The following is a 12,780-nucleotide window of genomic DNA, read 5'->3' as shown; positions in this document are numbered from 1 at the left end:
CGCCTTGAGGAAAAACGAATTCACAACGGGGACGGCTTGCGGGCATGCTTGATGCCTGAGTAAACCCCCATAAATAAACCCACCAAAGGATATAGGCATGACTTCTACGGATCCGGCAGCCTGGATCGGCAGCGGCGAACGCAAGCCGGACGCCATGGACCCCGGCCACGCCGCGCGCATCGCCGCCACCCTGGGCGGCGTCGCCCCGGCCCAGGGTGAAGCCTTGCCGCCCTTGTGGCAGTGGGCGTTTTTCATCAGCACGGTGGGCATGGATGGCTTGGGGACAGATGGCCACCCCTCGCGCGGCGGCTTCCTGCCGCCCGCGCAGGACCGCAACCGCATGTGGGCGGGCGGCCGGGTGGAATTCCGCCAGCCCTTGAAGGTGGGCGTACCGGCCGAGCGCGTGTCCACGGTGATCAAGGTTGAAGAGAAAGCGGGCCGCACCGGCGCCTTGCTGTTCGTGACCGTGCGCCATGAATACCACCAGGCGGGTGAAATCGTCATCCAGGAAGAGCAGGACATCGTCTACCGCCAGCCGTCGCCGCCCAAGCTTGTGGGCAGCGAGCCTGCGCCCGAAGCCCAATGGCAGGACACCGTCAACCCCACGTCCGTGCTGCTGTTCCGCTATTCGGCCGTGACGTTCAACGGCCATCGCATCCATTACGACCACCCCTATGTGACGGACGTCGAAGGCTATCCCGGGCTGGTCGTGCACGGCCCGCTGATCGCCACCGAAATGGTCGCGGCATTCACCCGCGCCCATCCGAAGGCACGACCCACGCACCTGAGCTACCGCGGCCTGCGTCCGCTGATTTCGCCCACCCCCTTCCAGGTGGCCGGCCGCTTGACCGAGCCGGGCGTCGCCCAGTTGTGGGCCGAGCAGGACGGCACGCTGGCCCACCAAGCCGAACTGAGGTTTACCGAATGAGCACACCGGCATCCCGCCCCTTGGACGGCATTACCGTCGTCAGCCTGGAACACGCCATCGCCGCGCCGTTTTGTACCCGCCAACTGGCGGACATGGGCGCGCGCGTCATCAAGATCGAACGGCCGGGCAGCGGCGATTTCGCGCGTGGCTATGACGAGCGCGTGCGCGGCCTGTCGTCGCACTTTGTCTGGACCAACCGTTCCAAGGAAAGCCTGACGCTGGACCTGAAACGCGAAGAGGCCGGCGACGTCATGCAGCGCCTGCTGGAGTCGGCCGACGTGCTGGTGCAAAACCTGGCGCCGGGCGCGGCGGCGCGCCTGGGCCTGTCGTTCGACACCTTGCACGAACGCTTCCCGCGCCTGATCGTCTGCGACATCTCGGGTTACGGCGAAGGCGGCCCGTACCAGTACAAGAAGGCGTATGACCTGCTGATCCAGAGCGAAAGCGGCTTTCTGTCGGTCACTGGCACGCAGGACGACCCGGTCAAGGCCGGGTGTTCCATCGCCGATATCGCGGCCGGCATGTATGCGTATTCGGCCATCCTGAATGCCTTGCTGCTGCGCCAGAAAACCGGGCTGGGCAGCCGCCTGGACGTGTCGATGCTGGAGAGCATGGTCGAGTGGATGGGATTTCCCATGTACTACGCCTTCGAAGGCGCCAAGCCGCCCGTGCGCGCGGGCGCGGCGCATGCGTCCATCTACCCCTATGGCCCGTTCCCGGTGGGCGACGGCTCGACCATCATGCTGGGCCTGCAGAACGAACGCGAATGGCGGGTGTTCTGCGCCCAGGTGCTGCGCCAGGCCACGCTGGCCGAAGACGCGCGCTTTATCTCGAATTCGCAGCGCACCGCCAACCGCGACGCGCTGCGCGAGCTGATCGTGGCGGCGTTCGCGGACCTGTCGATCGAACAGGTCACGCAGCGGCTGGAAGACGCGCAGATCGCCAACGCCCGCGTCAACGACATGGCGGGCGTGTGGGCGCACCCGCAATTGCAGGCGCGCGCGCGCTGGAGCCAGGTCGACAGCCCGGCCGGCATGCTGCCCGCCTTGCTGCCGCCCGCCAGCAGCAACGCTTTCGCGCCGCGCATGGCGGCGGTGCCCGCCGTGGGCCAAAACACGGATGCGGTGCTAGCATCGTTGGGATACGCGCCGGATCAGGTGGCGCAATTCCATGCATCGGAGGTCGTGTGACGCATTCCGTCGTTCGTAGCGCCCTGTTCGTGCCGGCGTCCCGCGCCGAGCGCATCCCCAAAGCGCTGGCCGCGGGGGCTGACACCGTTATCGTTGACCTGGAAGATGCAGTCGAGCATCTGGCCAAGGCGTCCGCCCGCGAGGCGCTCTGCGACTTCCTGGGGACGCATCGCGACGTCCGCCTGTGGGTGCGCATCAACGATGCCTCCACGTCGTGGCATGACGATGACCTGAAAGCGTGTCGCGGCCGGCCCAACATTGCCGGCATCCTGCTGCCCAAGGCCGAAACGCTGGCGCAGGTGCGGCATGTGGCGCAGGCCGGGCTGCCGGTCATTCCCCTGATCGAAACCGCGCGCGGGATGTTGAACGCCGGCGAAGTCGCGGCCACACCCGGTGTGGCGCGCCTGGCGTTCGGCAGCCTGGACTACGCGCTGGACATGGGCCTGACGCCCGATACGCCCGGCGCCGAGACGGTGCTGGACCACGCGCGTGTGCAGGTATTGCTGCATACCCGTTCGGCGGGCCTTGCGCCCGCGTTGGACGGTGTGTTTCCCGGCGTGCAGGACACGGCCGGCCTGAATCAGGCGGCTGGCCGCGCGCAGCAGATGGGATTCGGCGGCATGCTGTGCATCCACCCGGCGCAAGTGCCGGTCATTCACGCCGCCTTCGTGCCGGCGCGCGAAGAACTCGACTGGGCGCGCCGGGTCATCGCCGCGCATCGCGATACGTCGGCAGGCACCTTCATGCTGGACGGCAAGATGGTCGATGCCCCCGTCATTGCACGCGCGCGCCTGGTGCTCGCGCAAGCGGGCGAGCAGGCGCCCACATGAGCGACGCGCTCTTTATCGGGCATACCTATATCGACGTCACCGTGCTGGCGGATCAATGGCCAACCGGTGATGAAAAAAGCGTGGCGCGGGACTACGCGGTGTCCTTCGGCGGCAACGCCGTCACGGCGGCATTCGCCTGCGGTCGGCTGGGCACGCCGCCCGATCTGATCTGTTCGCTGGCGCCCGACTGGCTGGGCCACATGTACACCGACATGGCCGCCGCGCACGGCATCACGCTGCATGCGCGGCATGTACGCCGTTCGTCGCTGTCGTTCATCATGCCCAACCACGGCAAGCGCGCCATCGTGCGGGCGCGCGACGTTGAATACCTGAATGAGTTTCCGAAGCTGGATATCAGCGGCTATCGCGCGCTGCATCTGGACGGGCACCAGCCCGACGCCGCGCTGCATTACGCGCGCGCGTGCCGGCAGGCGGGCGTGCTGACGTCGCTGGACGGCGGCGGCATGCGCGAGAACACCGACGAGCTGCTGCGGTTTATCGACGTGGCGGTCTGCGCGGAGCGCATGTGCGAACAATTGGGCTTGAGCCCGGAAGGCTTGCTTGACCTGCTGAAAGCCCGAGGCTGCCGCATCGGCGCCGTCACGATGGGCGAGCGCGGCATGCTCTGGTACGACGAGACGGGGCGGGTGGATACCCTGCCGTCGCTGAACGTGCCGGGCGATCGCATTGTGGATACGTCAGGGGCGGGCGACGTGTTCCATGGGGCTTATGTGTGGTCGTATTTGAACCGGCCTGAATTGCCCTGGCTGGAACATTTCACCTTCGCGCGCGCGGCGTCGGCGCACAAGATCCAGTATCTGGGGAATGAGGCCGGGTTGCCGCGGGTTGAGGATGTGGAGCGCGCGATGATGGGGTTTGCGGCGAAAGGGTGATTGTTTGGGGGGCGTAGGGCGGGGCGGTGGGATGGGTTGCGCGATGGGGCTCGGCAGATGGGTTGCGCGCGATGGGGGCTTGGGCATTTTTGACCTGGTTCCCGCGCTTCACCCATCCTACGGTGCATGTTGGCGCCCTGTCCTTCGTAGGATGGGTGAAGCGCGGGTTGGCCGTTGCGCGAGAACCAGCGTTCAGCGCGCGTAACCCATCAGGCGGGCATCCGCTCAATCGCCTGATCCCGAATCTCATCAACCCAAGCCGAAATCGGCCGGCCAAGCACCACCATGTCCGGCGCCAGATCCCGCAGCGGCAGCAGCACGAACGCGCGCTGATGCATCCGTGGATGCGGCAAGGTCAGCCGTTCCTGATTCACCGCCAGATCGCCGTACGTCAACACGTCCAGATCCAACGTGCGAGGCGCGTTCCTGTACGGGCGCTGCCGCCCATGCAGATTCTCCAACCCCTGTAGCGTGTCCAGCAACGCCAGGGGAGAAAGACTCGTGTTCAGCGCCGCCACGGCATTCACGAAATCGGGGCCGGTGGCCTCGACCGGGGCGCTGCGGTAGAACGGCGATGCCGTCACCGCCTTGATGCCGTCCGAGGCTTGCAGCTCGGCCAGCACGCCGCGCAAGGTGGCGGCGCTGTCGCCCAGATTGGCGCCCAGGCCGATATAGGCGCGGACCAAGCGGGGCGACACGCGCTTACTCGGGGGTGGCCGGGCCGCGCGACGGCGAACGGCGCGGGCGCCGACGCTTGCGCGTGGACGTCGACGAGGCAGGGCCGCTGGGGCCGCCGTCGCCGGCTTCGCGCGGCAGCCGCGAGACTTCTTCGATCATGTCGGCGCGGGTGGCGTCGTCGGCATTGGCCAAGTCCATCCACCACTGCGCCAACACGCTGTCGAACTCGCCGGCGGCGGCGCGCAACTGCAGGAAATCGCAGGCGGCGCGAAAGCGCGGTTGTTCGATCATGCGGAAAATGGTCTTGCCCATGCGGCGTTCAAAACGCGGCTGCATGAACCAGATTTCGCGCATGTCCGACGAAAAGCGGCGCTGAATGGCCAGCTTTTCGGTTTGCTCGTCCAGCACCGAATCCGCCGCTTGCGACAGCGCCGGAATGGTGTGCTCGCCTTGGGCGCGCAACTGCTTCCAGCGCACCTCCACCTGCTGCCACAGCAGCGCGGCAAACAGGAAGCTGGGGCTGATCGTCTTGCCGGCGCGCACACGCGCGTCGGTGCGTTCCAGCGCCAGTTCCACGAAGTGCTCGCCACCGGGCTGTTCCAGCACCACGTCCAGCAAGGGCAGCAGGCCGTTGTGCAGGCCGTCGGCGCGTAACTGCCGCAGGCAGTCCATGGCGTGGCCGCAAGTCAACAGCTTGAGCATCTCGTCGAACAGGCGCGAGGCCGGCACGTTTTCGATGAGCTCGGCCATGGTGCTGATCGGCTGGCGCGTGGCCGGGTCGATCGTGCCGTTGAGCTTGGCGGCGAAACGCACGGCGCGCAGCATTCGCACCGGGTCTTCGCGGTAACGCTTGACCGGATCGCCAATGATGCGGACCTGGCGCTTTTTCAGGTCGGCCACGCCATTGTGGTAGTCAATGACTTCCTCGTTGTGCGGGTCGTAGTACAGCGCGTTCATGGTGAAGTCGCGGCGCTTGGCGTCTTCTTCCTGCGAGCCGAATACGTTGTCGCGCAGGATGCGGCCGTGCTCGTCGGTTTCCTGCTCTTCGGACGCCGGGGCGCGGAAGGTGGACGTTTCGATGATTTCCTGGCCGAAGACCACGTGCACCAACTGGAAGCGGCGGCCAATGATGCGGGCGCGGCGAAACAGCGGGCGGATCTGTTCGGGCGTGGCGTTGGTGGCCACGTCGAAATCCTTGGGCTCAAGCCCCACGATCAGGTCGCGCACCGCGCCGCCCACGATATAGCCTTCATAGCCGTGCTGGCGCAGGACTTCGCAGACCTTGATGGCGTGGCGAGAAACGTTGCGGCGGTCAATGCCGTGCTTGTCGCGCCCAATGCGCAACGGCCCCCGAGGTGCCGGCGCGAACAAGCGGCCGACGAATTTTTTTATGGTTTCAGTGATCATTTATGACTTCGAGTCTTCCATGTGGTCGAACAAGTCGATCACTTGCCAGCCACGGTCTTGCGCGATGGTGCGCAGGGTTGGGCTGGGGTTGGCGGCGATCGGACGGGTCACCTTTTCGAGCAGGGGTACATCATTGACCGAATCGCTATAGAAAAACGATTCGGGGAAATCCGCAAGCCCAAATCCCATATTGGCCAGCCAATCGTTCACGCGCACCACCTTGCCTTCCTTGAAGCTGGGCGTGCCCAGGATGCGGCCGGTGTAGCGGCCGCGCAGGTATTCGGCGTCGGTGGCCACCAGGTGCGGCACGCCGAAGGCGCGCGCGATGGGGGCGGTGACGAAGCTGTTGGTGGCCGTGACGATGGCGCACAGGTCGCCGGCGTCCAGGTGCGATTGAACCAGCGCGCGCGCGTCGGCGGTGATGGACGGGCGGATCACTTCACGCATGAATTCCTCATGCCAGTCGGCCAGGTCGAACGGCGAGTGCGCCGCCAACAGGCCCAGCATGAACTCGGCGGCCTGTTCGGCGGTGAGTTCGCCGCGGTTGTAGCGGTCCATCAGGTCGTCGTTCTGACGGCGGGCTTCGTCGGGATCGCCCGCTCGGCCCGTACGGGCCAGATAGTCGGCCCATTGATAGTCGCTATCCAGCGGCAACAGGGTGTGGTCCAGGTCGAACAGGGCGAGACGTCGGGATGTCATGTGCGTTGCGAATCAGGATCTGCGAGCATGGCGCGCAGCAATGGCAGGGTGATGGGACGGCCGGTGGCCAGGGAATAGCGGTCAAGCGCGTCGATCAATGCGGCCAGCTTGCGGATGTCGCGCTCGTGGTGGATCAGCATCCAGTTGATGATTTCAGGCGCCAGATGCATGCCGCGTTCGGCGGCTTGCGCGGACAGGGCGGCCAGCTTGTCGGCGTCGGACAGCGGGTCCAGGCGGAACACCAGGTCCCAGCCCAGGCGCGTGCGCAGGTCTTCGCGCAGCGGCATCGACAGCGGGGCGCGGTCGCCCGCCAGCGCCAGCGCAAAGGCGCGGCCCGTGGCGGCGGATTCACGCCAGCGGTTGTACAGCGCAAACAGGGCGGCCTGGCGGCTGTCGTCCATGCGGTGCACGTCGTCAACCGCCACGAACTTCGGCATGGGCGATTTGGAATCGGCTTCGGCCAGGCGGCGCAGCATGGTTTCGCCCTTGGCGGGGTCGACGAAGACGGCGTCCGGGCGCGCGGTCAGCGCACGCAGCAGGTGGGTGCGGCCGCAGCCCGCGGCGCCCCAGATGTACAGCGCGCGGCCCGGATCGAGCGCGCGCACGGCTGCCAGCGCTTCCCCGTTGGGGCCGGCGATATAGTTGTTCAGCGATGGCGCTGGCGCGGGAAGAACGTCAAGCAACAGCTGGCGGTTCATGAGAGGTTATCAATCAGGCTTGTTCGGTACTTCCAAGGCCCTGCGCGGTATTGAATACGCGGGGCTCGCTGCGGCGCGATGGGCAGGCCGATGTTGCCGGAAAAGCCAAAAAACGGTGATGCATGGGGCCGATTCGGGTATTGCCCGCCAGAAACTGGCAAAATCCAACCCAGCCAACCCAACACTTTAAACCACCTGGGGGCATGGTGTCGCGCCCAAGGGCTTTGCCAGGCTTGGGTTTGCGCGCTTTTGGCCCCGGCGGCGGCCCAACCCGGCCGCATTGCTTTCGCCACGCGCGGCCGGCCGGAACCCTGCACAAGCCCACAACATCGTAAAATGCGGGGCGTTCCACCAAATTCCCAGCAATTGTTACATACCCCACGGCATTTCTCATGACGAATCAACCTAAAGCCCCCTTGACCTACCGCGATGCCGGTGTCGACATCGACGCAGGCGACGCCCTGGTCGACCGTATCAAACCCCTCGCCGCGCGCACCATGCGCCCCGGGGTGCTGGCCGGTATCGGCGGCTTTGGCGCGCTGTTCGAAGTGCCCAAGAAGTACAACGAGCCCGTGCTGGTGTCGGGCACCGACGGCGTGGGCACCAAGCTGCGCCTGGCGTTCGAGTGGAATCGCCACGACACCGTGGGTATCGACCTGGTCGCCATGAGCGTCAACGACATCCTGGTGCAGGGCGCCGAGCCCCTGTTCTTCCTGGACTACTTTGCCTGCGGCAAGCTTTCGGTGGACACGGCGGCGTCGGTGGTGGGCGGCATTGCCAAGGGCTGCGAACTGTCGGGCTGCGCGCTGATCGGCGGCGAAACCGCTGAAATGCCGGGCATGTACCCGGACGGCGAATACGACCTGGCCGGCTTCGCGGTGGGTGCGGTGGAAAAGTCCGCCATCATCGACGGCAAGTCGATCAAGCCGGGCGACGTGGTGCTGGGCCTGGCCTCCAGCGGCGTGCATTCCAACGGTTTTTCGCTGGTGCGCAAGATCATCGAACGCGCCGGCGCCAAGCCCACCGACGATTTCCACGGCCAGCCGCTGGTTGACGTCGTGATGGCCCCCACGCGCATCTACGTGAAGCAAGTGCTGGCCGCCCTGGCCAAGCATGGCACCGACATCAAGGGCCTGGCCCACATCACCGGCGGCGGTTTGCTGGACAACGTGCCGCGCATCCTGCAAGCCGGCCTGTCGGCCAAGTTGCATCGCGACGGCTGGGAAATGCCCAAGTTGTTCCAGTGGCTGCAAGAGCAGGGTGGCGTGGAAGACACCGAAATGCACCGCGTCTTCAACTGCGGCATCGGCATGGTGCTGGTGGTGGACGCGGCCCAGGCCGACGCCATCGCTGAAACCTTGCGTGAGCAGGGCGAAACGGTCAGCAAGATCGGCGAAATCGTCGAGCAGACCGACGGCATGGCGCAGACCTTCGTGGTGTAAGCCCGACCGGTTCCGCGTGAACGAAAAACCCGCCGACGGCGGGTTTTTTCATGGGCGGACGGCGTACACGGTGCCGCTAGCGCTTGCCCGCCAGCGCCATCGCCACGGCGTCGATGGTTTGCGCCACCGCGTCGCTGGCCAGGCAGTCGACGATGACGCGGTCAGGCTGGGCGCGCAGCCAGGTGATCTGGCGCTTGGCCAACTGGCGCGTGGCGGCAATGCCCTGTTCGCGCGCGGTGGCCAGATCAACCTCGCCATCAAGATGCGCCCACATCTGCCGATAGCCCACACAGCGCACGGACGGCAGGCCGGGATGCAGATCGGGCCGGGCGCGTAGCGTGCGGACCTCATCAAGCAAGCCCTTGGCCAGCATGGCGTCAAAGCGCTGTTCGATGCGCGCGTGCAGCGCGGCGCGGTCGGACGGTTCCAGGCTGATGGTCAGGTAGTGGTTGGCGTCGTCATCCGGCTTTTGCTCGCCGCGCCGCAGCAGGGCCGACATGGGCTGGCCCGTCAGTTGGCAGATTTCCAGGGCGCGCTGGATGCGCTGGCTGTCGTTGGGCGCCAGGCGGGCGGCGGTGACGGGGTCAAGCAGCGCCAGTTCGGCGTGCAGCGCGGGCCAGCCGTGGATGGCGGCGCGGGCTTCGATCTCGGCGCGCAGGGCAGGGTCGGCCTGGGGCAGGTCGTCCAGCCCGTCGCGCAGCGCCTTGTAATACATCATGGTGCCGCCCGCCAACAGCGGAATGCGCCCGCGCGCGCGGATCTCTTCGATCAGGCGCAGTGCGTCGGCGCGGAATTCCGCTGCTGAGTACGACTGCGCGGGGTCCAGGATGTCCAGCAGATGTTGGGGAACGCGCGCCTGTTCCTCGGGGGAGGGCTTGGCCGTGCCGATGTCCATGCCACGGTAGATGGTGGCCGAATCGACGTTGATGATTTCCATGGGCCAGCGTTCGGCCAGCGCCAGCGTGGACGCGCTTTTGCCGGCGGCGGTGGGGCCGGCCAGGCAGATGACCGGCGGCAGCGAAGAAGGCAGGGATGAGGGCAAGCTTATTGTCCGCGCAGAAAGAGCTTGTCCAGGTCGGACACGGACCATTGCACCCAGGTCGGGCGGCCGTGGTTGCACTGGTCGGCGCGTTCGGTGGCTTCCATTTGCCGCAACAGTCCGTTCATTTCTTCGAGGGTCAGCTTGCGGTTGGCGCGCACGGAACCGTGGCAGGCCATGGTCGACAGCAGTTCGTTGCGCTGTTCGGTCAGCAAGCGCGACACGCCCACGGCGCCCAGGTCGCGCAGCACGGCGCGCGCCAGCGTTTCGATGTCGCCGCGCGCCAGGACGGCGGGCACGGAGCGGACAGCGATCGACGTCGGGCCGGACGGGCGCATCTCGAAACCCAGATCGTTCAGTTGGGTGTCGAATTCCTCGACCAGGGCCACGTCTTTTTCCTGGGCGTGGAACACCACGGGCACCAGCAGATCCTGGCGCGGCAGGCTGCGGGCATCCAGCGCCTGCTTCAGTTGTTCGTAGACGACGCGCTCGTGGGCAGCGTGCATGTCCACCAGCACCATGCCCCGGCGGTTCTGCGCCAGGATGTAGATGCCGTGCAATTGCGCCAGGGCCATGCCCAGCGGGTGCTCTTCGTCGGCGGGCAGCGTGGGGGCGGGCCGGGGTTCGCTGATCGGCGTGACCTTGGCCGCCGTGTCGTCGCTCAAGGGGCGGTACAGCGATTGCCAGTCGGCGGCAGGTATGCCGGCGGGCTCGGCATGCAGCCGGAACGGCACCTGCGTGTGGGCGCGCTGCGGGGCGGGCGACGGGCGCAGGCCATAGGCGGCGGGCTGGCCGGTGTAGCCGGGGCGGGGAGAATTCGGGGCGGTGTGGCCGTCTTGGGGACGCGCATGGGCGGCGGCTGCGGCGGTGTTCGCGATTGCACTCGCGCCGTCGCCCAAGCCTGAGCTGGAGCCCAAGCCCGACGCCGATCCCGACGCCGAAGCCGAACCCTGGCCCAAGCCCGCGCTGCCGGACGCGACGGTTTCAAAGCCGCCGTCTTCGTCCTGATCTTGCCGGGCGGGCGCAACCGCCGACGAGCCTCCCGTCTGTGCCAGCGTCTGGCCGACCGCGTGGGACACGAAGCGGTGCACGGCGCCACTGTCGCGAAAGCGGACCTCGTGCTTGGCCGGGTGCACGTTCACGTCCACGGCGGCGGGGTCGATGTCCAGGAACAGTACGTAGGCGGGCTGGCGGTCGCCGTGCAGCACGTCGGCGTAAGCGGCGCGCAGCGCGTGGCTGACTGTGCGGTCGCGCACATAGCGGCCGTTCACGTACAGGTATTGGCGGTCGGCGCGGGCGCGCGCGGCGGTCGGGCGGGTGATCATGCCGGCCAGGCTGACGGCGCCTACCGAATGCGACAGCAAGAGGCCGTGTTCGGCGAATTCCGCGCCCAGCACGTCGCGGATGCGCTGAGGCGGTTCGGCCGGCAGCCACTGGCGTTGCGCGCGATCGTGATGGAACAGGCGGAAGGCAATCTGCGGGTGCGCCAGCGCAATCCGCTCCATGGCATCCACGCAATGGCCGAATTCGGTGGCCTCGGACCGCAGGAACTTGCGCCGCGCGGGCACGGCGTCGAACAACTGGCGCACGTCCACGGTGGTGCCGGGGGGGCCGGAAGCGGGGCTGACCTGCATGCTGCCCGCGTCGATCTGCCAGGCGTGTTCGCCGTCACGGGTGCGCGAAATGATGGTGACCTGGGCCACCGAGGCAATCGAGGCCAGCGCTTCGCCACGAAACCCCATCGACGCCACGGATTCCAATTCGTTCAACGACCGGATCTTGCTGGTGGCGTGGCGGGCCAGCGCCAGCGGCAATTCGTCGGGCGGAATGCCGCCGCCGTCGTCCGTCACGGCGATACGGCGAATGCCGCCGCCCTCCAGGCGCACTTCGATGGCGCGGCCGCCCGCATCGATCGCGTTCTCAAGGATTTCCTTGAGCACGGAGGCAGGCCGCTCGATCACCTCGCCAGCGGCAATCTGGCTGATGAGCAGGTCGGGAAGCGCAAGAATGGAACGGCGTTCTGTCATTAGGCGTAGGTCTGGTGGGGCTGTGTGGAGGATTTTAGCGTCATGGCCTGCTGGGCTATAGTCGCGAAGGTTTAACCCTATTCCGAACTCCGGGCCGCTGATGCTTGAATTTTTCAATATGGTGCTCCACATCGACAAGACGCTGGGCGTCTGGGTCGCGCAATATGGCGTGTGGGTGTACTTGGTGCTGTTCCTGATTGTCTTCGCGGAGACGGGGCTGGTCGTCATGCCCTTCCTGCCCGGCGATTCGCTGTTGTTCATCGCGGGCGCGTTCGGCGCCACCGGGCATATTGACCCGGTCCTGATGGCGGTGCTGTTGATTGTGGCGGCCATTACCGGTAATACGCTGAACTACATGATAGGGCGCTACATCGGCCCGCGCGTGTTTTCCATGAACGTACGATTCCTGGATCGTGGCGCGCTGATGCGCACGCATGCGTTCTATGAAAAGCATGGCGGGAAAACAATCGTGATGTCGCGCTTCATCCCGGTCGTGCGCACGTTCGCGCCGTTCGTGGCGGGCGTGGCGGACATGCCGATGTCGCGCTTTCAGTTGTTCAATATCCTGGGCGCGTTGCTGTGGGTGATCAGCCTGGTCGCGGCCGGATACTTCTTCGGCAACATCCCCTTGGTACGCGAACACCTGAACACCATCGTCCTGGTGGGCCTGGCCGCGGCCATCGTGCCCGTGGTGGGCGCCGGCGTATTCAAGCTCATCAAATCCCGCCGGTAGGATGGGTGCAGCGCGGCAAAACGGATGCAAGAACACCACCGTATGCCGCGCGAAACCCATCAAGCAGCGGTGGAGCGCATTCGCAACATTCGTAGGATGGGTGCAGCGCGGCAGAGCCCATGCAAGAACGCCATCGTACGCCGCGCGAAACCCATCAAGCAGCGGTGGAGCGGACAATGCACCACCCACATGAACGACGTAACCTATCAGCAGCGC

Annotated in this window: 12 protein-coding genes; 6 read left to right on the top strand and 6 right to left on the bottom strand. The window is 66.4% G+C overall.

The genetic code is table 11. From position 1 onward, the window contains the following. Nucleotides 1-97: 97 nt before the first annotated feature. From CVS48_RS01860 to CVS48_RS01845, 4 genes are read left to right on the top strand one after another with little or no spacing between them, the layout of a single operon-like run. Nucleotides 98-928 (top strand): HTD2 family dehydratase, encoded by an 831-nt coding sequence (locus CVS48_RS01860; RefSeq protein WP_100853012.1) that lies wholly within the window; start codon nt 98-100, stop codon nt 926-928. After that, complete coding sequence (locus tag CVS48_RS01855) at nt 925-2,118, top strand: CaiB/BaiF CoA transferase family protein (protein ID WP_100853011.1); 1,194 nt, start codon at nt 925-927, stop codon at nt 2,116-2,118. The genes CVS48_RS01860 and CVS48_RS01855 overlap by 4 nt, the downstream gene beginning before the upstream one ends. After that, a complete protein-coding gene (locus tag CVS48_RS01850) occupies nt 2,115-2,948 on the top strand; it encodes an HpcH/HpaI aldolase/citrate lyase family protein (RefSeq protein WP_100853010.1) in 834 nt (277 codons plus the stop codon). Before CVS48_RS01855 ends, CVS48_RS01850 begins: the two co-directional genes overlap by 4 nt. Next, complete coding sequence (locus CVS48_RS01845) at nt 2,945-3,841, top strand: sugar kinase (protein WP_100853009.1); 897 nt, start codon at nt 2,945-2,947, stop codon at nt 3,839-3,841. Before CVS48_RS01850 ends, CVS48_RS01845 begins: the two co-directional genes overlap by 4 nt. A gap of 209 nt (nt 3,842-4,050) precedes the next feature. Here CVS48_RS01845 and CVS48_RS01840 read toward each other — a convergent pair whose 3' ends face one another. From CVS48_RS01840 to hda, 4 genes are read right to left on the bottom strand one after another with little or no spacing between them, the layout of a single operon-like run. Beyond that, complete coding sequence (locus CVS48_RS01840) at nt 4,051-4,539, bottom strand: 2-amino-4-hydroxy-6-hydroxymethyldihydropteridine diphosphokinase (protein WP_100853008.1); 489 nt, start codon at nt 4,537-4,539, stop codon at nt 4,051-4,053. Nucleotides 4,540-4,543: 4 nt separating this feature from the next. Next, complete coding sequence (gene pcnB, locus CVS48_RS01835; RefSeq protein ID WP_100853007.1) at nt 4,544-5,926, bottom strand: polynucleotide adenylyltransferase PcnB; 1,383 nt, start codon at nt 5,924-5,926, stop codon at nt 4,544-4,546. Further along, nucleotides 5,927-6,625: an HAD family hydrolase gene (locus tag CVS48_RS01830; protein WP_100853006.1), complete on the bottom strand. Its 699-nt coding sequence runs from the start codon at nt 6,623-6,625 to the stop codon at nt 5,927-5,929. Next, nucleotides 6,622-7,323 (bottom strand): DnaA regulatory inactivator Hda, encoded by a 702-nt coding sequence (hda, locus tag CVS48_RS01825; RefSeq protein WP_100853005.1) that lies wholly within the window; start codon nt 7,321-7,323, stop codon nt 6,622-6,624. The genes CVS48_RS01830 and hda overlap by 4 nt, the downstream gene beginning before the upstream one ends. Before the next feature lie 392 nt (nt 7,324-7,715). Between hda and purM the strand changes: the two genes are divergently transcribed. Beyond that, complete coding sequence (purM, locus tag CVS48_RS01820) at nt 7,716-8,765, top strand: phosphoribosylformylglycinamidine cyclo-ligase (protein ID WP_100853004.1); 1,050 nt, start codon at nt 7,716-7,718, stop codon at nt 8,763-8,765. A gap of 76 nt (nt 8,766-8,841) precedes the next feature. Here the strand turns inward: purM and miaA are convergent, their stop codons facing one another. Together miaA and mutL are read right to left on the bottom strand one after the other, a co-directional pair. Further along, nucleotides 8,842-9,807, bottom strand: a complete 966-nt coding sequence (miaA, locus tag CVS48_RS01815) for a tRNA (adenosine(37)-N6)-dimethylallyltransferase MiaA (protein WP_242001124.1) — start codon at nt 9,805-9,807, stop codon at nt 8,842-8,844. 2 nt (nt 9,808-9,809) lie between these two features. Then, on the bottom strand, nt 9,810-11,831 hold the full coding sequence (gene mutL / locus CVS48_RS01810; RefSeq protein WP_100853003.1) for a DNA mismatch repair endonuclease MutL: 2,022 nt from the start codon (nt 11,829-11,831) through the stop codon (nt 9,810-9,812). 100 nt (nt 11,832-11,931) lie between these two features. Here mutL and CVS48_RS01805 point away from each other — a divergent pair, with 100 nt between their 5' ends. After that, complete coding sequence (locus CVS48_RS01805; protein WP_100853002.1) at nt 11,932-12,564, top strand: VTT domain-containing protein; 633 nt, start codon at nt 11,932-11,934, stop codon at nt 12,562-12,564. The last annotated feature ends 216 nt before the right edge of the window (nt 12,565-12,780 follow it).

This window comes from Achromobacter spanius (assembly GCF_002812705.1).
Taxonomy (GTDB): Bacteria; Pseudomonadota; Gammaproteobacteria; order Burkholderiales; family Burkholderiaceae_B; genus Achromobacter; species Achromobacter spanius.
This window is presented reverse-complemented; position numbering and strand designations above follow the sequence as displayed.